The sequence below is a fragment of the Delftia sp. WSY_16 genome, assembly GCF_043104415.1.
GTDB lineage: Bacteria > Pseudomonadota > Gammaproteobacteria > Burkholderiales > Burkholderiaceae_C > Comamonas > Comamonas tsuruhatensis.
Genome location: NZ_JBICKS010000040.1, coordinates 853,475 through 874,578, shown reverse-complemented (window position 1 = coordinate 874,578; position 21,104 = coordinate 853,475). Strand labels below are relative to the sequence as shown.

Genomic DNA, 21,104 nt, shown 5'->3' with positions numbered 1-21,104 from the left:
ATGCAAGTACGTAGTATCGTAGCGCATCCAATCTGAAGGAGACATGTGTGAAAAAGCTCTACCCCTCTGCGGAGCAGGCGCTCCAGGGCGTCGTGGCCGACGGGCAATTGCTGGCTGTGGGAGGCTTCGGCCTGTGCGGCATTCCCGAGGCCCTGATCGACGCGCTGCGTGACAGCGGCGTCAAGGGCCTGACGGTGATTTCCAACAACGCGGGCGTGGACGGCTTTGGCCTGGGCAAGCTGCTGGAGACGCGCCAGATCAAGAAGATGATCTCGTCGTATGTGGGCGAGAACAAGGAGTTCGAGCGCCAGTACCTGGCCGGCGAGCTGGAGCTGGAATTCACGCCCCAGGGCACGCTGGCCGAGAAGCTGCGCGCAGGCGGCGCCGGCATTCCCGCCTTCTTCACCAAGACCGGCGTGGGCACCATGGTGGCCGAGGGCAAGGAGCTGCGCGAGTTCGACGGCGAGACCTATGTGATGGAGCGCTCGCTTGTGCCCGATGTCTCCCTGGTCAAGGCCCACCGTGCCGACAAGAGCGGCAACCTGCAGTTCCGCCTGACGGCGCGCAACTTCAACCCTGCCGCCGCCACGGCCGGCAAGGTCTGCATCGTGGAAGTGGAGGAGGTGGTCGAGGTCGGCGAGATCGCACCGGACGACATCCACCTGCCCGGCATCTACGTGCACCGCATCGTGCACAACCCGAACCCCGAAAAGCGCATCGAAAAGCGCACCATCACAGAAAAACAAGGAGCCTGACCATGCCGTGGACCCAAGACCAGATGGCCGCCCGCGCGGCCCAAGAACTCGAAGACGGCTTCTACGTCAACCTGGGCATCGGCATTCCCACCCTGGTGGCCAACCACACGGGTGACAAGGAAGTGTGGCTGCAGTCCGAGAACGGCATGCTGGGCATCGGCCCCTTCCCGACCGAGGATGCCGTGGACGCCGACCTGATCAACGCCGGCAAGCAGACCGTGACGACGATTGCCGGCTCGTCCATCTTCGGCAGCGACCAGTCGTTCGCCATGATCCGTGGCGGCAAGATCAACCTGTCCATCCTGGGTGCCATGCAGGTGTCCGAGAAGGGCGACCTGGCCAACTGGATGATCCCTGGCAAGATGGTCAAGGGCATGGGCGGCGCCATGGACCTGGTGGCGGGCGTCAAGCGCGTCATCGTGCTCATGGAGCATGTGGCAAAGAAGAAGGACGGCACGACCGACCTCAAAATTCTTCCCGCCTGCACTCTGCCTTTGACCGGCGTGGGCGTGGTGGACCGTATCATCACCGACCTGGGAGTGATGGACGTGACGCCGCAGGGCCTGAAGCTCGTGGAACTGGCCCCCGAAGTGAGCTTCGAGGACATCCAGTCTAAGACCGGCGTGACGCTGATTCGCTGATGTTGCCGTGCTGTGCAGTGCCTGCCTGGTGCAGGCCTGCGCGACAAGAGCCCGCCTTGCGCGGGCTCTTTTGCTTATATTTCAGATTTCGAGCCAATGGGAGCCTCTATGACGGATGTCGCGGCCGTGCGCAATCCACCGACAGCGCAGGGATGGAAGGACGAGGGCGTGCATTTCCTGCGCGCCGTCACCGACATGGCCGAGCATTGCAACGTGGTGACCGGCGAGCCCATCTTCAACGACAAGGGCGTCAAGCTCGTGGACAAGGGCGCGCGCATCGACAGCAACATGTACGAGCGCCTGGTCAAGCACAAGCTGCGCGACCCCATCGACAAGCACCTGGGCGTGGACAACCGCGTGGACGTGCTGGCCATCGAGGCCCAGGCCATGGTGCAGTGCGAAACCGTGGACCTGATGCGCCGCCTGGTGCAGTCGCTGGGCGGCACGGACCGGCTGCTGGCGCCGCTGCGCCTGATGGTGCTGCCGCCGCAGATCGCCTTCAAGCTCACGGTCATGCGCGAGCAGCGCCCCGAGCTGTTCGCCCACAGCCTGCAGATGATGCTGGTGGCCGTCTACCTGGCGCTGCAAAGCGAATGGAGCGAGCGTGAATGCGGCCCGCTGGCCACGGCGGCCCTGCTGCACGATGTGGGCATGCTCTACATGGACCCGGCCTGGACCGACCCCAACTACCGGCTCACGGGCGCCGAGCGCAAGCACCTGGTGGCGCACTCGGTCACGGGCATGCTCATCATGCGGGGCGCGGGCGCGTATTCGCAGGACGTGGAAATGGCCGTGCTCGAGCACCACGAGCGCATGGACGGCACGGGCTATCCGCGCGGCGTGCATGGCGAAGCCATCTCCAAAATGGGCCGGATCCTGTTGCTGGCCGAGGTGGTCTCGGCCTTCTTCGACAAATTCCAGGACCTGCCCGGCCAGCGCCTGTCGCTGATGCTGCGCATGAACCACCGCCGCTATCCGGCCGATCTGGTCGGCATCCTGCTGCCGCTGCTGTACGACGAGATCTCGCCGGGCACGCCGCTGCCGCCGCTGCAGGCCGAGGTCACGCACAGCGTGGCAGCGCTGTCGGCCGCCTTCCAGATGTGGGACACGTTCAGCCAGGCCTTTCCCGAGCGCTGGCAGGCCATGCCCGACCACCAGGCGGCCGTCTACATCGACTCCAGCATCGGCAGCCTGCAAAAGCAGCTGGCCGAGGCCGGCCTGCACCCGAACCAGCAGACCGACCTGCTGGCCTACCTCAAGGACGACGTGCAGGGCATGAGCGAGCTGGCCCTGCTCAGCCGCGAGGCGCTGTGGCAGCTGCAGGCCATCGTCAACGCCTGCCTGCGCCGCTGGCCCGCCATCAACGCCCGCACCCACGCCGTGGACACGGCGGTCGCGCAATGGTGCGAAGCCTGCATGCAGATCGACGCCACACCCCCAGCGGGTGGCGCAGCGAGAGCGCCAGCGCACTGAGACAGCCGGGCTTGCCCGGCTTTTTTACATCCGTGGATCTCTCGGAAATCAAGAGTGCTGTATATTCATACAGTATTTGAGATTTTCCCCATGACCACGCCCCACGCCTCCCAACCTGCGCAGCCCGCCCCCATGGCGGGCGCGGCGCGTGTGCTGCCTCAGTTGCAGGGCGTGTGGCGTGGCGATGGCTGGCAGCAGGCGCTGCAGCAGCGCGTCCAGCCTTCGGGCCATGCGCTGCTGGATGCGCAATTGCCGGGCGGGGGCTGGCCGCTGGGCGCCATGGTCGAGCTGCTGCAGCCCGCCCATGGCCATGCCGAATGGCCGCTGCTGCTGCCGGGCCTGGCGGCCCTGATGCAGCGCAGCGCGGGCCAGGTGGTGCTGGTGGCGCCGCCTTGCAGGCCTTTTGCTCCGGGACTGGAAGCGGCGGGCGTGGCGGCGCACCGGCTGTGCTGCGTGGAGGCCGATACCCACCCCGGCACCCACCCCGGCGCCCACCCGGCAGGCGATGGGGCAGGGCTGGCCTGGGTCTGTGAGCAGGCACTGCGCTGCCGCGACGTGCTGGCCGTGCTGGCCTGGCTGCCGGCCGGTCTGCCCATGGCCACGCTGCGCCGGCTGCAATGGGCGGCCGCTGCGCAGGGGCGCATTCTGTGGCTGTGGCGCGAGGCCTCGGCCGCCCTGCAGACGGTGGCCTCGCCCGCGCCGCTGCGGCTGCGCGTGGAGACAGAGTTGGGGGAGCCGGGCGAAGGCGGCACGCCAGCCTGCCTGCGCGTGCAGTTGCTCAAGCGCCGGGGGCCTGCGCTGGAGCATCCCTTGAAACTGCCGCTGCACCACTGGGCCTGGCAGGACGTGCTGCAGGCCCAGGCCCTGCGGCGCACCCGGCAGGCGGGCGAGGCGCAGCGCTGGCTTCATGGACACGGGCAACTGCTGCCCGCCGAGGCGCCCGCCCTGCAGGCGGCAGCGCACACCCTGGGATGAGATGCCATGGCACAGCCGAATCAAGCACTGCACTGGATTGCCTGGCCGCTGCATGCCGCGCAGGGCGATGGCCAGGGCAACGGCGACAGTGATGGCAAAGGCAGTGCCTGCGCGCAGCAGGCCTGGTGGGCCCTGCGCTGGACGCCGCGCGTGGCCGTCTGGCAGGGCGCAGGGCAGGCCGTGGCGCTGATGGAGGTGGGCAGCGTGGAGCGCCTGTGGGGCGGCCGCCAGTCCATGCTGCTGGGCCTGCTGCGCGCTCTGCGTGAACAGCAGCCTGACACAGGGCAGGCAGGCAGCCCGCAGATGCCGGTCTGGGCCCGGGCCGCCACGGCCTGGCAGGCGCTGGCCCGGCTGCGCTGGCGCATGCAGGGCACGGATTCGCGCCAGCCCTGGCCGCCTGCCGATGACCTGCCGATCTGGACCCTGCCCGCGCTCGAACCCCATGCGCCGGCCCTGGAGCGCATGGGCTGCCGCCGCTGGGGCGAGCTGCGCGCCCTGCCGCGCGCGGGCCTGGCGCGGCGCATCGGGCTGCCGGCCTTGCTGGCGCTGGACCAGGCCTATGGCAGCAGCCCCCATGCGCTGGACTGGCTGGAGCTGCCCGAACACTTTGCATTGCGCGCCGACCTGGGCTATCCGGCCAGCGACGCCCAGGCCCTGCTGCAGGCCGCCCGGCCCCTGCTGCGTGCGCTGCAGGCCTGGCTGCAGGCCCGCCACCAGGGCGTGCTGGGCCTGCAACTGCGCTGGCACCACGATCTGCGGCGCGTGGACGGCACGCAACTGCCGGCCTGGGAAGCGCTGGACATCCGCACGGCCCGGCCCGCCCAGGCGCTGGAGCACATGGAGCGCCTGCTGCGCGAACGCCTGGCCCGCACGCCCTGGCGCGCGCCTGCGGACATGCTGGAGCTGGTGGCGCTGGACACCGCGCCTTTCGCGGCCGATGCCGGCAGTTGCCTGCCACCGGCCGCGCCCGGTCCGGCGCCGCTGGGCGAGGCGGCAGGCGCGGCAGATGGGGCAGGCGCGGCCAGCGGCATGGCCTGGCATGAATGGGTGGAGCGCGTCTCGGCCCGCCGTGGCGCGCAGGGCGTGCGGGTGGCGCAGCTGCAATCGGACCACCGGCCCGAGGCCATGCAGCGCTGGACCCCGGCCTGCGAGGCCTTGCAGACCCCGCAGGCACCGCGGCGGCCCGCGCACGCGCGCAAGGCGGCCAACCCCTGGCAGGGCCTGCTGCCGCCCTGGCTGCTTGATCCGCCCCAGCCGCTGCTCCTGCAGGGCAGCCGCCCCTGCTGGCAGGGGCCGCTGCAATTGCTGGCCGGCCCCTATCGGCTGGAGGCCGGCTGGTGGGGAGAGCCGCAGGCCGATGCGGCGCTGGCCGTGCGTGACTATTTCGTGGCCAGCAACGCGGCTGTCGGCCATGTCTGGATCTACCGCGAGCGCGCGCCTGCATCGGAGCGGCTGCCAGGCATGCCGGCCCTGCTGTCGCCCGCCGCCTGGTTTGCGCAAGGCATCTATGGCTGAACAGGACATCCTGCTGGAGCCGCCGCCCCCGCAGCTGCAGCGGCTGCAGCCCCCGCCCCAGGCCACCGGGCCGGTGTCCGGCATGGCATCGGGCCCGGGCCTGCCCGGCTATGCGGAGCTGCACTGCCTGTCGAACTTCAGCTTTCTGCGCGGCGCCTCTTCGCCGGCCCAACTGGTGCAGCGCGCCAAGGCCCTGGGCTACCAGGCGCTGGCCCTGACCGACGAATGCTCGGTGGCCGGCGCCGTGCGGGCCTTCGAGGCCGCGCGCGACTGCGAGATGGCCCTGATCCATGGCAGCGAATTCGCCTGGGGGCCGCTGCGCGTGGTGGCGCTGGCGCGCGATCTGAACGGCTGGGGCAACCTCTGCGAGTTCATCAGCGCAGCGCGCGCCCGTGCCGAAAAGGGCCAGTACCTGGTCGATACCGACAGCCCCTGGCATCTGCTGCATGAAGGCTGCGAATGCATCGTCCTGCCACAGCGTGCGCTGCTTCCAGCCGGCGATGTGCCCGCCATCGCCCAGGCCGTGCAGGCCGCCGTGGCGCAGCTGGGGCCGGGCTGCTGGCTGGGCGTGGAGCTGCTGCTGGCGCCCGACGACAGCCTGTGGCTGCAAAGCCTGCAGGACGTGGCAGGGTTAATGGGCCTGTCCTGCGTGGCATGCGGCGACGTGCACATGCATGCGCGCTCGCGCAAGCCGCTGCAGGACCTGGTGACGGCGCTGCGCCTGGGCTGCACGGTGGCCGAATGCGGCTTCGAGCTGCATCCCAATGCCGAGCGCCATCTGCGCTCACGCTTGCGGCTGGGCGGCATCTATCCGCGCGCCATGCTGGATGCAACCTTGCAGATTGCCGCGCGCTGCGATTTCAAGCTCAGTGAGATCAGCTACCACTATCCGCAGGAAAGCGTGCTTCCCGGCATGGACGCGCGCCAGACCCTGGCCTGGCATACCTGGCAGGGAGCGGCGGGGCGCTATCCGCAAGGCATTCCCGAATCGGTCGCCAAGCAGTTGAAGGATGAGCTGGAGCTGATCGCCGAATGCCGCTACGAGATGTACTTTCTCACCGTGCACGACATCGTGCGCTATGCGCGCAGCGAAGGCATCCTGTGCCAGGGGCGCGGTTCGGCCGCGAACTCGGCCGTCTGCTATTGCCTGGGCATCACGGCCGTGGACCCGAACAAGACCACGCTGCTGATGGCGCGCTTCATCAGCCGCGAGCGCAGCGAGCCCCCAGATATCGACGTGGACTTCGAGCACGCGCGGCGCGAGACCGTCATCCAGTACATCTACGAAAAATACGGCCGCGGCCGTGCGGCGCTGACGGCCGTGGTCAGCTGCTGGCGCACGCGTGGCGCACTGCGCGACGCGGGCAAGGCCCTGGGCGTGGATGCGGTGCTGATCGACGCCATGGCCCGGCAGCACCACTGGTTCAGCGATGCCGAGGACCAGGCGGCCGAGCCGGAGCCCGAACCCGATGACCCCGCCCTGGGCTGGGTGCGCTCCAAGCTGCTGCGCCTGGCCCGGCTGCGCGAGCGGCTGGGCGACGACTGCCCGCAACTGTCGCCCCAGCGTGCGCGGCTGTGGCTGGAGCTGGCCTTGCAGCTGCGCGACAGCCCGCGCCACCTGAGCCAGCATGTGGGCGGATTTGTGCTGACCGACGGGCCGCTGACGCGGCTGGTGCCCGTGGAGCCGGCCGCCATGGAGGGCCGCTCGGTCATCCAGTGGGACAAGGACGATCTGGACACCATGAAGCTGCTCAAGGTCGATGTGCTGGCCCTGGGCATGCTCACCGTGCTGCGCGGCAGCCTGCACGCGCGCGCCGCGCTGCGCGGCCCGCGCTGGGAGCTGGCCGACATCCCCAAGGACGACCCGGCCACCTACGACATGATCTGCCGCGCCGACACCGTGGGCACCTTCCAGATCGAGAGCCGGGCGCAGATGAGCATGCTGCCCCGGCTGCAGCCGCGCGAGTTCTACGACCTGGTGGTCGAGGTCGCCATCGTGCGGCCCGGCCCCATACAGGGCGGCATGGTCCATCCCTATCTTCAGGCGCGCGAGCGTCGGCGGCAGGGCGGCGAGCTGGTTCTGGAAAAGCCTGCGCTCGAGAAGGCGCTCAAGCGCACGCTGGGCGTGCCCATTTTTCAGGAGCAGGTGATGCAGATCGCCATGATCGCGGCGAACTTCTCGGCGGGTGATGCCGACGAGCTGCGCCGCTCCATGGCGGCCTGGCGGCGCAAGGGCGGCGTGCACCGCTTCGAGCGTCCGTTGATAGACGGCATGCTGGCCAACGGCTACAGCGCCGAATTTGCCCAGGCCATCTTCCGCCAGATGCTGGGCTTCGGCGAATACGGCTTCCCAGAAAGCCATGCCTACAGCTTTGCCATGCTGGCCTATGCCAGCGCCTGGCTCAAGCGCCATGAGCCGGCCTGTTTCCTCATGGCCTTGCTCAATGCCCAGCCCATGGGCTTCTACACCCCCTCGCAACTGATCCAGGATGCGCGCCGCCACGGCGTGCGCGTGCTGCCCGTCGATGTGCGCCACAGCGACTGGGACTGCACGCTGGAGGCGCCGCACGAGCGCATTGCCGGCGTCGAGCTGCCGCAGCCGGCCGTGCGCCTGGGTCTGTGCATGGTGGCGCAGTTGCCCAAGACTTCCGGCGAGCGCGTGGCCCAGGTCCGCGCGCAGGCGCCGTTCAGGAGCACCGAGGACCTGGCCCTGCGCGCCCGGCTGCAGCGCGCCGAGCTGCAGGCCCTGGCGGCGGCCGATGCGCTGCAGGGCCTGTCAGGCCACCGCCGCCAGCAGATGTGGGATGCCGCGGCCCTGCAGGTGCAGCCCCCGCTGTTCGCGGGCGTGCCCGTGCACGAGGCGCCCGTGCAACTGGCCGCCGGGCCCGAGGGCGAGGAAATCCTGTTCGACTACGCGGCCACGGGCCTGAGCCTGCGCCGCCATCCGCTGGCCCTGCTGCGTGACCGCCTGCGCCGCCACGGGCTGCGCACGGCGCTGGAGCTGCGCGACACGCTGGCGGGCATGCGCGTGCGGGCCTGCGGCATCGTCACCGTGCGCCAGCGCCCGCCCACGGCCAAGGGCACGGTCTTCATCACGCTGGAGGACGAGACGGGCACGGTCAACCTGGTGGTCTGGCCCGATACCGTCACGCGCTGGGGCGAGCCCTTGCTGGGCGCGCGGCTGCTGGCGGTCGAGGGCATCTGGCAAAGCAGCTCGGACTGGGGCGGCGGCAAGGACTGCGGCGAGTCAGTGCCTGCAGAGCAGGCCAGCCAGGAGGTGCCCGCCGTGCGCCATCTCATCGTGCACCGCGCCCGCGACATGAGCCGCTGGCTGGGCCGCCTGGGCGGCGCCGGCGTGGCGAGCCGCAATTTCCACTGAGGGCTGTTGCCGTTGCTGCGGCTGCCGAAGCAGGCTCAGGCCATGCGGGCGTCGGCGCGGATGTCGGGCATCTGGTCGATACGCTTGCCGAACCAGCCTATGCGCTCGGTCTGGCGCACGTCCAGCCTGGGCACGTAGGGCTTGATGTCGAGCACGGGCGTGCCGTCGAGCATGTCGTTGCCCAGGAAATGCAGCAGCAGTCCTTCGCGCCGCACCAGGCGCACGATGGACAGGCCCAGCCGGTTGGGCCGCGCCGGGGCGCGTGTGGCGAACACGCCGTGGCTGCGGTCGTCCATGAAGGGCACGACTTCCAGCTTTTCCACGGCCTGGTGCAGGTGGGTGATGAGGATCAGGTAGTCAAAGCCTTCGATGTCGCGCAGCCCGGCCTCGAACTCGGGCAGCAGCTCCACGCGGCCTGCCTCGTCGGCCGCGCCTGCCGTCTGTATGGGCATGCCCACCGGATCGGTGAAGCGGCTGCGCACATGGCCGATGGGGCGGCAGCCTATGGCTTGCGCGGCGGCATCGCTCATGCGCTGGCGGTGCCCTGGGGATTGAGCAGGCGCGTCAGCGCTGCGATATCGGCCGCAGCCGCCATGCGCGACGTGGTTTCTATGGAGCGGTAATGCCTGACGATGGCCTCGCCCGTGGCCGTGAGCGAGGCGCCGCCGCCATGGGCGCCGCCTGCGCTGGTGTTGACGGCCGGCGTCTGCAGCGCGCGGTTCATCTCGTCCACGAGCACCCAGGCGCGCCGGTACGACATGCCCAGCGAGCGGGCTGCGGCCGAGATGGAGCCCGCCTCGGCGATGGATTCGAGCAACTGCACCTTGCCGGGTCCGATGGCAATGGTGCTGTCGTTGTATACGCGCAGGCGGAACTGGACTTTGGAGGACATGGGAGAAGGGCTGGGCACGGCAAAAGCGGGTTAACGGCGAAGGTTAAGCGAAATCAACGGTCTGCGCCGCGATGGGGCTAAGGGGAAATACGCAATGCATGGCCTGCTACAGCGGGGCGGGTCATATGCACTGTGCGCCGCCGCCGTTCGCAACGGCTGTGGCCCTCATGGTACTGATGGCTCGCACGGTCGGCGTTGCCACTCTTGCCAGACTGCACGCTGGCCCAAGCCCCGGCTCACATAGGCGCGCGGTGATCATGGTCTTGCTGGCCAGCGCCTGGGGACGGCCGTTCGTGGCGTTCCCAGGGTGCGCTGCAGGTGAAGGCCGGGCAGGCCTTCCTACTTCTTGCCGGCGTCTGCCAGCAGGCGCTGGCATTGCGCATCTTCCTCGGCAGCCGGCACCGTCAGCGGCACCAGGGCCAGGGCGGCGGGCGCCACCACGGCGGCGGCCACGGCCGCGCCCGCACGCAGCAGCAGCGGGCCGGGCTCCACGCCCACCTTGGGGTTGGCGAAGCTGCCGCGCACATACAGGGGCGTGCGCAGCGAGAAGAACTTCCACTTCAGCGATTCGGGCTTGATGTGCAGATCCATGGTCTCCTGCGCCAGGCTGATCTGGCCTGTGGCCTCCACGATCGCCTCCGGCGTCGCCAACTTGACGTTGCGCGTGCGTGCCAGGCCGTTCTGCACGGACAGGTCGGCCACGGCGCAGTTGAGCTGGACTTCCTTGTCGGCACCGAACAGCTTGGTCACCACCACGCTGCCCAGGTTGAGCGCGGCCAGGTCCAGCAGTTGCTTGCTGAAGCGCCCGTCGCGCACATACAGGCGCATGTCGCCGGAGCTGGTGCCCAGCCATTCGGCCATGGACTGGCCTCGGCCCTCCAGGGCGATGGCGCCATCCATGCTGCCCAGGCTTTTCTTCATCAATTCGATCTCGGGGAACAGGGCCGACAGCTGCAGCCCCTGGACCTTGCCCTGGAGGTTGGCCTTGGGCGGCTTGGCGCCGCTGTCCACCATGGCCTGCAGGTCCAGCTTGCCCTTGGCCATGCCGAAGCGCAGCGGCGCCAGGCGCAGCACACCGTTGTCCATGACGGCATGTACGCTGAAGTTCTCGATGGGCAGGGCCTGGGGACGCTCGATGCGGTCACTCTGGAAGTGCACATCCATATCCATGGCATTCCACTTGCTCGTGTCGAAGCGCTGCGTGGGCAGGGTCTTGCCGCTGGCCGCCTGCCGGCTTTTCTGGTCCTGCCTGGTGGACGGTGCTCCTACCACCGGCCCCAGGTCGGCCAGGCGCAGCTTGCGCGATGCCAGCTCGCCGCTGAGCTTGGGCCGGGGCTTGCCGGATGCGTAATGCAGCGAGCCGCGCAGATCGCTCTGGCCCACGCGGCCCTCGAAGTTTTCGTAGTCCCACTCGGCGCGGCCGGGCTGCAGGCTGCCGACCAGATGGCCGTTGGTGTCGAAGGGCGGTGTACGCGGCAGCAGCAGGCCGGTCAGTGGGAACAGGTCGGCCATGCTGGAGCCGCGCAGGTGCACCTGCAGGTCCATGCCCTTGAGTGCCCTGGGATTGTCGAGAATGCCCTCGGCCCGTGCGCGCAGGCTGCCCGCATGGGCCCACAGCTTGACCGGAAAGCGTGCCTGCTCGCTTTGCAGGTCCAGCACGGGGCCGATGAGGCCCTGGGCCTCGACCGTGGCCTTGGCGATGCGGCCGGTCAGGCCGACGCGCATGCCATACGGAAAGTCTGGACTGGGCGGCCGTACAAGGCTGTCCAGGCGTGCGCGCACCGCCATCTGGCGCACGCCATCGCTCCAGCCCACCAGGCCGCCGCGCAGGCTCAATTGCGTCACTTGGAAGCGCCAGCGCGGACCGGTGGACTCGGGGCGCTTGAAAGTCCAGTTGTTGCTGCCGTCCTTGCGCCGTGCAAAGACCAGGTCAGGCCCTTCGAGCTGCAGATGGTCCAGCAGCACGTGCCGGCCCAGCAGCGGCCACAGCCGCAGGCTGGCCGTGGCGCGGGCTGCCGTGGCCATGGTGGCGGCGTCGCGCGGGGGAGGGGCCATTTTTTCGTCGGCCAGGACGATGCTGTCGCTGTCGATACTGGGCGCGGAAGGGCTGGCCTGCGAGTCCTTGTCCTTGTCCTTCGCCTTTACCGTGGGCTGTTCCTTGGCTTTCTCCTCGGGCAGGCGGCCCTTGTTCAACTGGTCGGGCGGCGCAGGCAGGGCAGGCAGCTCGCCACTGCCCTTGGCCGGCTCCTGCTCCACCTGCCAGCCTTCGGGCTGGCCCAGCGTCAGCTGCTCGGCCTGGACGGTGACGCCAGGAATCCAGTGACGCCAGCCCTGGTCCAGCGGCTGGGGCCAGTTCCATTGCACCCGCAGGTCGCCTTCAATCGCGAAATGCCGGCCGGTGCTTTCACTGACCCGCTCATTGATCCAGGGCCTGGCGCGGTTCCAGTCATAGGTGGCAATCAGGACCACGACCAGCGCCAGCAGCAGCACCAGTGCCGAGACCATCCACACGAGGATGCGCAGCCAGCGGCGGCGCGGCGGGCGGGGTGTGGGCTTGGATGCCGGCGTGGGGGAGCTGTCGGTCGCTGTGTCGGTCATGGCGCAGGGGGCCGCTAAATGGAGTTCGGTCCATCCTAGCGCCGCAAAACCGCTTGCCAAGGTCCGGGACGCGCTGGCGGGCAGCCGGCAGGCCCGCATACAGGAGATTGGCCTACAGCGCGGCCTGCCGCGGCAAAAGCGCTGTCATCACCGTGTCTCCTGGCCCTGGCGCAGCCGGGTGGATGCCAGGGCGGCCACCACCAGCAGGCCCGCCATGATGAACAGGCCGTTGCGCGTGCTGCCCGTGGCCTGTTCGATCATCCCCATCACGGTGGGGCCGATGAAGCCGCCCACCAGTCCGCAGGTATTGACCAGGGCAATGCCGCCCGCCAGCCCCGCGCCCGCCAGCCGCGAGGCCGGGAACAGGAAGACGACGGACTGCACCACGAAGAACATCAGCGCCGTGAGGCTGAAGCCCAGCAGCCCCAGCGCGGGCGAGGCCTTGCCCGCCAGCGCCGCCAGCAGCAGGCCTGCAGCCATGGTGCCCAGGCCCGCCAGCAGCATGCGCCGGCAGCGCTGCGGGTGGGTGGCAAAGCGCGGCAGCCAGGCCGCACCGATGGCCGCTGCGATCCAGGGCACGGAGTTGAGCGTGCCGATCTGCAGCGGCGAGAGCTGGCCGTAGGTGCCGATGATGCCGGGCAGGAAGAAGATCACCGTGTAGATGCTGATCTGGTGGCAGAAGTAGACAAGGATGGCCAGCCAGATCTGGCGGTCGCGCAGGCAGTCCCGGAGCGAGTGGCCCACCTGGCCGGCGCTGGCCTGCTGGTCCTGCTCGGCCTGCAGGCGTTGCAGTACCTCGCGCGATTCGGCGGCCGTCAGCCAGGGCGCGCTGGCCGGGCCGTCGGGCAGCTTCTTCCAGACCACCCAGGCCAGGGCCACGGCGGGCAGGCCCTCGATCACGAACATCCATTGCCAGCCGTGCCAGCCCAGGAAACCGTCCATCTGCAGCAGCGCGCCGCCCACGGGGCCGCTGAGGATGTTGGCAATGCACACGCCCAGCAGGAAGTAGCCGATGGCGCGGGCCCGTTCCTCGCGGCCGAACCAGTAGGTCAGGTACAGCATCACGCCGGGGAACAGCCCCGCCTCGGCCGCGCCCAGCAGCACGCGCATCACGTAGAACGAGGTCTCTCCGGTGATGAAGGCCATGCCGGCCGACAGCAGGCCCCAGGTCACCATGATGCGGGTGATCCAGAACCGCGCGCCCACCCTGTGCATGATCAGGTTGCTGGGCACTTCCAGCAGGGCGTAGCTCAGGAAGAACAGCCCCGCGCCCAGGCCGTAGGCGGCCGCCGAGATGCCCAGGTCCACCTCGATGTGCGACTTGGCCAGCGCGATATTGGTGCGGTCTATGAAGCTGATCACATAGGACAGCACCAGCAGCGGCATCAGCCTGCGGAAGATGCGGGCGTTGAGCAGCGACTGCCTGTCGCCGGCGGCCGGCTGCGGCCGTGCGGGCGGCGCGTGAACAGGGGCGGGTGATGGGTGATGGACCATGGCAAATCCTTGGAAAGATGGGTGGATGAAAGCGGAGTCAGGCGGTGGCGGTGGAGGCGGCGTTGCCGCGCGTGCCCAGCTGCAGGGCCACGCCGCCCAGCGCGCAGCCGGTCATGACCACGAAGCACAGGGCATAGCCGCCGGGGCTGGTCCAGCCGCCGCCCAGGGAGATCAGGCTGCCCATCAGCACGGGCGCGATGCCGCCGCCCACGAACATGGCGGTGGTGATGATTCCGTTGGCCGTGGAGGTGGCCGCAGGCTGGGCGCAGTCCGAGGCCACCGCGTAGTAGATGGGCCAGACCGCATTGGCGACCAGGCCGAACAGCAGCTGCATCACCACGACCAGGGCCATGGTGTCGGCGAAGTAGAAGGCGCCCACGCTGGCGGCCATCCACAGGCCGCAGATCACCAGGGTGACGCGGCGCCCGATCACGTCCGACAGAGCCGGCCAGACCAGCTGGCCCAGGATGCCGGTGAGCGTGAACACCACGCTCATGCCTGCCGATTCGGCCAGCGACAGGCCCATGATGTTGTAGAGGTAGGCGGGCAGCACCACGTTGATGCCCATGTAGACCACCTGCGTGAGCAGGGTGTTTCCAGCCGTCAGGGCGATGCTGCGGTTGGCCAGCGTGCTGCGCAGGGTGCGCCAGGCCTGGCCTTTTTCCACCTGCGCCGCCACGCTGGCCTGCGGCGGGGTCATGCCCCGGGCGGCGATGTCGGCATACAGCAGTTCCATCTTCTGCGGCGTGGAGTAGCGCGCCCAGAACCACATCAGCGGGATGGCGACGACCAGCGCGACAAAGAACACATAGCGCCAGTTCTCCTCGCCGAAGGCGTACAGCACAAAGCCGGCGACCAGGCCGCTGAGCATGGCGCCCACCGGATAGCCCGTGTGGTGGGCGCCCAGCGCGAAGCCGCGCCGCTCCACCGGCCACCACTCGGCGGTGTTGCTCACGCCCACGGGCTCGCCCCAGCCGGCGCCCAGGTTGACGCCGACGCGCAGCGCCACGAAGCCCGCCAGGCTGCCGCTCAGCGCCTTGAAGCCCGAGGCGAACGACAGCGCCGTATAGCCCAGCACCAGGGGCACCTGAAAGCGTGCGCGCTTCCAGCCCGCGCCGTAGCGGTCGCTCCAGATCGCGCCGGGAATGTCCAGCACGGCCAGGGCCAGCATCACGATGGTGGCCACCGTGCCCCATTCGTCGGCCGACAGGCCGAAGTGCCGGGAGATAGTCGGCCCCAGCCGCAGCACGATCTCGCGGTCGTAGGCATTCAGAACCCAGATCAGCCAGCAGACCAGCAGGGATACCCATGAATAGCGGTGGATCTGGCGCAGCGAAGCGCGCGGGGCCTGGGCCATGGCGGTCTCCCGGGCACCAGCGGTGGGTGCCGTTTCATTGTTGTGTGGATGAAGGCGCCGCTTCGCGGGGCGGGCGGCGTCGCGGTGCGAAGGCTCCGGGCCTGCATGCCCGGCTCCGTGCTCAGGCGCCGAAGCGCTGCTCGGGCAGGCCACGCACGCCCAGCCCCTTGACGGCAAACAGCGCGCCACGGGACTGGCCGTCGCCCGGGAAACGCGGCAACGGCGGCTTGCCCATGGAGGTGACGTACAGCGTGTCGAGCCCGGGCCCGCCGAACATCACGCTGGTCACCTTGCGCACCGGCATCTCTATCACCCGGTCCACCCGGCCGTCCGGCGTGTAGCGCACCAGCTGGCCCGCGTACACCAGGGCCTGCCACAGGCAGCCTTCGGCATCGACCGTGGCCCCGTCGGCCGCGCCGCCACCGCTGGTGTCGACCGGGGCAAAGGTCCGGCGGCCGCTGGCATGGCCCGTGGCCGTGTCGTAGTCGTAGGCGCGGATCTCGCCGCTCCACGTGTCCGAGAAATAGAGCGTCGTGCCGTCCGGGCTCCAGCACGGGCCGTTCGAGCAGATGATGCCCTCGTCCAGCACATGCAGGCTCAGGTCCGTGTCCAGCCGGTACAGCCGTGCCGAAGGCTGCTCCTCCAGGGTGTCCATGGAGCCGAAGACGAAGCGGCCCTGCCGGTCCACCTTGCCGTCGTTGAGCCGGTTGCCGGGAAGGTGGGGCTCGGGGGCGACGACCAGCTCCAGCTCGCCGCTTTCCAGGTCCAGCGTGTGCACGCCGCCGTGCAGCGCCACCAGGGCCGAGCGGCCGTCGCGGCGCAGTGCCATGGAGCCAATCTTCTGGCCGACTTCCCAGGCGCGCAGTTCCCGCCCGTCGGCCGTGCAGCGGAAGATGCGGCCGTCGAAGCTGTCTATCCAGTACAGGCGCTGCTGCCCGACGTCCCACAGCGGGCCTTCGCCCAGCGTGGTCTTGAGGTCGGCGACGATATCGATCTGCATGGGAGTCTCCTGTTTTGTGGCATGGGGGCTGGCCCGGGAAGGCGGTTCAGAAGGCCACGTTGGCCGCACCCTTGAGGCCCAGCATGCTGCGCGCCTCGTCAGGCGTGGCGACGTCGACATTCAGGGCCTCGAGCACGGTGCGGATGCGGCGCACCTGCTCGGCGCTGGAGGTGGCCAGCTGGCCCGGGCCTATCCACAGAGAGTCTTCCAGCCCCACGCGCACATGCGAGCCCATGGCCGCGCCCATGGTGGCCAGCGGCAGCTGGTTGCGCCCGGCGCCCAGGATGGACCACTGGTAGTTGCTGCCCAGCAGGCGGTCGGCCGTGCGCCGCATGTGCATCAGGTCCTCCGGGTGGCCGCCGATGCCGCCCAGGATGCCGAACACCGACTGCACGAACACGGGCCCCTGCACCAGCCCCCGGTCCACGAAATGCGCCAGGTTGTGCAGGTGGCTGATGTCGTAGCACTCGAATTCGAATCGCGTGCCCTGGGCCTGGCCCAGCCGCAGGATGCCTTCGATATCGGCAAAGGTGTTCTTGAAGACCAGGTTGCGGCTGTTTTCCAGGTGCTCGCGCTCCCAGGCGTGTTCCAGGTTCGGGAAGCGCTCCAGCATGGGGAACAGGCCGAAGTTCATCGAGCCCATGTTCAGCGAGGCCAGCTCGGGCTGGAACTCGGTCACGGGCCGCATGCGCTCTGGCACCGTCATGTGCGGGCTGCCGCCCGTGGTGATGTTGACGATGGCATCGCACTCGGCACGGATCGCCTTGAGAAAGGGGCGGAACAGCTCAGGGTCCTGCGAAGGGCGCCCGTCGCGCGGATCGCGGGCATGCAGGTGCACGATGGCGGCGCCGGCCTCGGCGGCATCGATGGCGGCGCGCGCAATCTGCTCGGCCGTCACGGGCAGGTGGGGCGACATGCTGGGCGTGTGGATGGCGCCCGTGGGCGCGCAGGTGATGATGGCTTTGGTGCGGGTGGCCATGGAAGGTCCTTGCGAACGGTGAAAAAGGCGAGAGGAGTAGAGGTGGGGGGAGGACGAGGAGAGGGCGCTCAGCTCAGCGCCTGGGTCAGGCCATCGACGGCCAGTTCCTGGCCCGTGACATGGCCGGCCAGCGGGCTGGCGGCAAACACGGCCATGTTGGCAATGTCGCGCGCCGTGGCCATGCGGCCCAGCGCGGCCTGGTGCGTGTAGCTGCGCGTGACGTCTTCCAGCGGCAGGCCGCGCGCCTGCGCCTTGGCGGCAATCACATCGCGGATGCGCGGGCCGTCCACGGCGCCCGGCAGGATGGCGTTCACCCGGATGCCGTCGGCGCCCAGCTCCAGCGCCAGCGACTTGGTCAGGCCGATCACCGCCCACTTGGACGCCGAATAGGCCGAGCGGCCCGGCATGCCCAGGTGGCCTGCCGCCGAAGACAGGTTGACGATGGCCGCCTGCCGGCCCTCGCGTGCCGATTGCCGAAGCCGGGGCACGGCCAGCCGCGTGCACAGGAAGGCGCCGGTGATGTTCACATCCAGCGTGCGCTGCCAGTCGGCCAGCTCCAGCGTCTCCACCGCGCCCGTGGGGCCGGCCACCCCGGCGTTGTTGACGAGGATGTCCAGGCCGCCCAACTCGTTGTCCACGGCCTTGAACAGGGCCTGCACCTGCAAGGCATCCGACACATCGGCAAGACGGCCGCTGGCGCCGGGCAGGGCGGCAGCCAGCGCATCCAGGCTGGCCTGGGCCACGTCACAGACCATGACGCGCGCGCCGGCCTCGGCAAAGGCGCGGCTGATTTCCAGGCCGATTCCGGCGGCGCCCGCCGTCACCAGGACGCGCTGGCCGGCCAGAAGATCGTTTTTCCACATGCGGGGACTCCTTGGGAACTCAAACAAAGGTGAAAGGGATTCGGGTTGGGTTTGGATTTTGTATCTGTGATCACAGATCAAATATGGTAAATACCCTATGAGGCATGACAGCGGCGGCGCCGCGCTACCATCGCCGCCATGGCCATCAACGAACTAGTCACCCCACTCAAACGGCAGACCCTCAGCAGCGATGTCTATGCACAGCTCAGGGAATTGCTGATCACGGGCCAGATGATTCCGGGCGAGCAGATCTCGCTGCGCACCACGGCCAGCGCGCTGGGCGTCAGCGTCATGCCCGTGCGCGAGGCCGTGCACCGGCTGGTGGCCGAGCAGGCGCTGGAACTCACGCCCAACCGCGCGCTGCGCGTGCCCTTGATGACGGAAAGCGCCTTCCGCGAGATCACGCGCATCCGCGTCAACCTCGAAGGCCTGGCCACGGAGCAGGCGGCCCGGCAACTGCCGGCCGCCGGGCTGGAACGCATCGCCGCACTGCAGGACCGCTTTGCGACCGAGATGGCCAGCGCCTCGCCGGACGGCGCGCGGCTCATCGCCTTCAACAAGGATTTCCACTTCGCCGTCTACAGCGCGGCCGGCATGCCCATGCTGCTGCAGATGATCGAGGCGCTGTGGCTGCGCATAGGCCCCATCCTCAACCACGACATGCGCTCGGGCTCGCGCCGCGTGAGCGAACAGGTGGCGGTCGGCCACCATGCGCGCCTGGTCGAGGCCCTGCGGCGCGGCGATGCGCCCTCCGCCAAGGAGGCGCTGCGCGGCGACATCGAAAGCGCGGCCGACTACATCGTTTCGGCGGGCGTGCTGGTGACGGCGGACAGCGGGTTGAACGGCGTGAGTGGACTGAGCGGGCCAGCCTCGCCAGGTGAAGAAACCCGGTGAGACGCAGAGAAATGAAGTAAGGAAGTAAGATTTCCGTGTTTTCTCTGATTTGCAGGAGCCGGCCATGCTTGCCAAATTGACGTCGAAGAACCAGATCACCCTGCCCAAGGCCGTGGTGTCCGAGGTGGAGGCCACCGAGTATTTCGAGGTGGCCGTGGAAAACGGCCGCATCGTGCTCACGCCCGTGCACGTGCAGCGTGTCCAGCGCGCACAGGCCGTCCGCGACAAGCTGCAGCAGATGGGCATCACCGAAGAGGATGTGCAGGAGGCTACCTCCTGGGCGCGCAAATGATGCGTGTCGTCCTGGACACCAACGTCGTGCTCTCGGCATTGCTGTTCACGTCCGGCCGTCTTGCGTGGATACGCCGGGCCTGGCAGCAACAGCAGTTGCAGCCCCTGGTCTGCAGGGAAACGGCCAGCGAACTGCTGCGTGTGCTCGCCTATCCGAAGTTCAAGCTGTCAACGGCCGAGCAACAGGCCTTGCTGGAGGATTTCCTGCCCTGGGCCGATGTCGTCACACTGCCGCAGCCCTGGCCTGCATTGCCGCTGTGCCGGGACGACAAGGACCAAGTGTTCCTGGTGCTGGCGCATGTAGGCCGGGCCCGGGCGCTCATCACGGGTGATGGCGATCTTCTGGCACTGCGCGACGAGTTTCCCGGCCTGATCGTGACGCCCGATGAATGGGCTGCGCGGCAGGCGCTCTGAGGGCTGAAACACATGCACAACGCCCACGACCCCAAGGTTCTTCCCATACGCGACGGCGTCAGCCCCAGCTGCGTGGTGCTGCCCAGCCAGGGCGGCGGGTTGCTGATCGATTTTCTGGCCGAGCGCCTGCCGGCCGCGGCGCGCGAGGACTGGCTGCGGCGCATGGCGCAGGAAGAAGTGGTGGACGAGCACGGCCGTGCCGCCCATGCAGGCACGGCGTTTGCGCCGGGCCTGCGCTACTACTACTACCGCGAGCTGCAGGCCGAGCCGCCCATTCCCTTCGAGGCCGAGGTCCTCCACCGCGACGCGCATCTGCTGGTGGCCGACAAGCCGCATTTCCTGCCCGTGGTGCCGGCCGGCAAGTACCTGCAGCAGACGCTGCTGGTGAGGCTCAAGCGCGAGTTCGACCTGCCCGAGCTGTCGCCCATCCACCGCATCGACCGCGACACGGCGGGTCTGGTGGTGTTTTCGGTGCAGCGCGCCACGCGCGGCATCTACCAGGCGCTGTTCCGCGACCGCGCCATCCACAAGACCTACGAGGCCGTCGCCCCCTGGCGCGAGGACGTGGTTTTCCCGCGCACGCATGAAAGCCGCATGGAGGAAAGCGGCCATTTCTTTCGCATGCACGAGGTGGCCGGCACACCCAACACCCGCACCCACATGCAGGTGCTGGAGCAGCGCGGCCGCTGGGCACGCTACCGGCTGGAGCCGGAAAGCGGCAAGCGCCACCAGCTGCGCGTGCACATGGCCGCCCTGGGCCTGCCGCTGTGGGGCGACGGCTTCTATCCCGAAGTGCATGACATGCCCGAGGGCGACTACTCGCGCCCGCTGCAGCTGCTGGCGCGCAGCCTGGCCTTCACCGATCCTCTGGACGGCCAGTCGCGGCGCTTTGACAGCCGCCGCCAGCTGCTGCCGCTGACCGACCTGTAGAGGCCTTGCCGCTGCCGGAAACCGTTGGTTTTTTGCCCCTGGCCCCGCCATGGGATAGGCCGGTTGCGGACATTTAACGGACAACTTTGTCCGATAATTGTCCGCATGACTTCCAAAAGACCCAGTGCCGATATCCGCCGCGCCCAGCTGCTGGACGCGGCCGATGCCGTGTTTTCCGAGCATGGCGTGACCGCGCCGCTGGACCTGGTGGTCGAGCGCGCCGAGGTCGGCCGCGCCACGCTGTACCGGCAGTTTCCTGACCGGCGTGCGCTGATGCTGGCGCTGCTGGAGCGTTCGCTGGACAGCATGCGCAGCGCGGCCGAAGCCATGGCCGAGGACGACGATGCCTTCTACAAGCTGCTGTCGCGCCTGGCCGAGCGCATTGCGGTCTCGGCCCCCATCACCGATTACTGGCGCACCGTGGAGCGCGGCGACGAGGTCATCGCCCAGGCCCGCGTTGCCATGTGGCAGATCTTTCGGCCGGCCATGGACCGGGCCGTGGCCTGTGGCCATTGCCGCCAGCCGCTGACGCAGGCCGAGCTGTCCCTGGTCTTCGGCATGCTGGGCGCCTCGCTGCGCGGCGAGACGCCGCAGCAGCGGCGCACACTGGCGCGCAAGGCGCTGCAGATCGTCTGGCAAGGCCTGAAGGCCTGA

Annotated in this window: 19 protein-coding genes; 11 read left to right on the top strand and 8 right to left on the bottom strand. The window is 69.0% G+C overall.

Translation table 11 applies throughout. From position 1 onward, the window contains the following. Positions 1-47: 47 nt before the first annotated feature. The 6 genes from ACF8O7_RS23670 to ACF8O7_RS23645 all read left to right on the top strand — a co-directional run bounded on the left by ACF8O7_RS23670 (position 48) and on the right by ACF8O7_RS23645 (position 8,738). Positions 48-755 (top strand): CoA transferase subunit A, encoded by a 708-nt coding sequence (locus ACF8O7_RS23670; protein WP_016446257.1) that lies wholly within the window; start codon positions 48-50, stop codon positions 753-755. Positions 756-757: 2 nt separating this feature from the next. Continuing rightward, positions 758-1,396, top strand: coding sequence for a 3-oxoacid CoA-transferase subunit B (locus tag ACF8O7_RS23665; protein ID WP_012206068.1), 639 nt, complete (start codon positions 758-760; stop codon positions 1,394-1,396). Between the two features lie 108 nt (positions 1,397-1,504). Next, positions 1,505-2,869, top strand: a complete 1,365-nt coding sequence (locus ACF8O7_RS23660) for an HD-GYP domain-containing protein (RefSeq protein WP_061288148.1) — start codon at positions 1,505-1,507, stop codon at positions 2,867-2,869. A 90-nt stretch (positions 2,870-2,959) separates the two neighbouring features. Beyond that, positions 2,960-3,844 carry a translesion DNA synthesis-associated protein ImuA gene (imuA, locus tag ACF8O7_RS23655; RefSeq protein ID WP_280047672.1) on the top strand — a complete coding sequence of 295 codons (885 nt, stop codon included), beginning with the start codon at positions 2,960-2,962 and terminating at the stop codon, positions 3,842-3,844. A gap of 6 nt (positions 3,845-3,850) precedes the next feature. Continuing rightward, positions 3,851-5,359 (top strand): DNA polymerase Y family protein, encoded by a 1,509-nt coding sequence (locus ACF8O7_RS23650; RefSeq protein WP_017403837.1) that lies wholly within the window; start codon positions 3,851-3,853, stop codon positions 5,357-5,359. Next, complete coding sequence (locus tag ACF8O7_RS23645; protein WP_126311493.1) at positions 5,352-8,738, top strand: error-prone DNA polymerase; 3,387 nt, start codon at positions 5,352-5,354, stop codon at positions 8,736-8,738. Before ACF8O7_RS23650 ends, ACF8O7_RS23645 begins: the two co-directional genes overlap by 8 nt. A 35-nt stretch (positions 8,739-8,773) precedes the next feature. Here the strand turns inward: ACF8O7_RS23645 and tsaA are convergent, their stop codons facing one another. From tsaA to ACF8O7_RS23605, 8 genes are all read right to left on the bottom strand, one after another. Next, the gene (tsaA, locus tag ACF8O7_RS23640) at positions 8,774-9,268 is read right to left on the bottom strand and encodes a tRNA (N6-threonylcarbamoyladenosine(37)-N6)-methyltransferase TrmO (RefSeq protein ID WP_016446252.1); all 495 of its coding nucleotides are present in this window, start codon (positions 9,266-9,268) and stop codon (positions 8,774-8,776) included. Beyond that, positions 9,265-9,630 (bottom strand): winged helix-turn-helix domain-containing protein, encoded by a 366-nt coding sequence (locus ACF8O7_RS23635; protein ID WP_016446251.1) that lies wholly within the window; start codon positions 9,628-9,630, stop codon positions 9,265-9,267. The genes tsaA and ACF8O7_RS23635 overlap by 4 nt, the downstream gene beginning before the upstream one ends. A gap of 339 nt (positions 9,631-9,969) precedes the next feature. Next, entirely contained in the window at positions 9,970-12,228 is a 2,259-nt protein-coding gene (locus ACF8O7_RS23630; protein ID WP_061288138.1) for an AsmA family protein, read from the bottom strand. Between the two features lie 147 nt (positions 12,229-12,375). Beyond that, the gene (locus ACF8O7_RS23625) at positions 12,376-13,722 is read right to left on the bottom strand and encodes an MFS transporter (RefSeq protein WP_034369055.1); all 1,347 of its coding nucleotides are present in this window, start codon (positions 13,720-13,722) and stop codon (positions 12,376-12,378) included. A 37-nt stretch (positions 13,723-13,759) separates the two neighbouring features. Next, the gene (locus ACF8O7_RS23620) at positions 13,760-15,079 is read right to left on the bottom strand and encodes an MFS transporter (RefSeq protein WP_126311492.1); all 1,320 of its coding nucleotides are present in this window, start codon (positions 15,077-15,079) and stop codon (positions 13,760-13,762) included. Between the two features lie 121 nt (positions 15,080-15,200). Continuing rightward, complete coding sequence (locus ACF8O7_RS23615; RefSeq protein WP_017403842.1) at positions 15,201-16,079, bottom strand: SMP-30/gluconolactonase/LRE family protein; 879 nt, start codon at positions 16,077-16,079, stop codon at positions 15,201-15,203. Positions 16,080-16,125: 46 nt separating this feature from the next. Next, complete coding sequence (locus tag ACF8O7_RS23610) at positions 16,126-17,058, bottom strand: 3-keto-5-aminohexanoate cleavage protein (protein WP_017403843.1); 933 nt, start codon at positions 17,056-17,058, stop codon at positions 16,126-16,128. Between the two features lie 68 nt (positions 17,059-17,126). Then, the gene (locus ACF8O7_RS23605; protein ID WP_047327423.1) at positions 17,127-17,921 is read right to left on the bottom strand and encodes an SDR family oxidoreductase; all 795 of its coding nucleotides are present in this window, start codon (positions 17,919-17,921) and stop codon (positions 17,127-17,129) included. A gap of 138 nt (positions 17,922-18,059) precedes the next feature. Between ACF8O7_RS23605 and ACF8O7_RS23600 the strand changes: the two genes are divergently transcribed. From ACF8O7_RS23600 to ACF8O7_RS23580, 5 genes are all read left to right on the top strand, one after another. After that, positions 18,060-18,815 (top strand): GntR family transcriptional regulator, encoded by a 756-nt coding sequence (locus ACF8O7_RS23600; RefSeq protein WP_126311491.1) that lies wholly within the window; start codon positions 18,060-18,062, stop codon positions 18,813-18,815. Between the two features lie 64 nt (positions 18,816-18,879). Continuing rightward, on the top strand, positions 18,880-19,107 hold the full coding sequence (locus ACF8O7_RS23595; protein WP_016451595.1) for an AbrB/MazE/SpoVT family DNA-binding domain-containing protein: 228 nt from the start codon (positions 18,880-18,882) through the stop codon (positions 19,105-19,107). After that, entirely contained in the window at positions 19,104-19,520 is a 417-nt protein-coding gene (locus ACF8O7_RS23590) for a putative toxin-antitoxin system toxin component, PIN family (RefSeq protein ID WP_016451596.1), read from the top strand. Before ACF8O7_RS23595 ends, ACF8O7_RS23590 begins: the two co-directional genes overlap by 4 nt. Before the next feature lie 12 nt (positions 19,521-19,532). Further along, a complete protein-coding gene (locus tag ACF8O7_RS23585; protein ID WP_392444403.1) occupies positions 19,533-20,450 on the top strand; it encodes a pseudouridine synthase in 918 nt (305 codons plus the stop codon). A 105-nt stretch (positions 20,451-20,555) separates the two neighbouring features. Continuing rightward, a complete protein-coding gene (locus tag ACF8O7_RS23580) occupies positions 20,556-21,104 on the top strand; it encodes a TetR/AcrR family transcriptional regulator (protein ID WP_016446240.1) in 549 nt (182 codons plus the stop codon).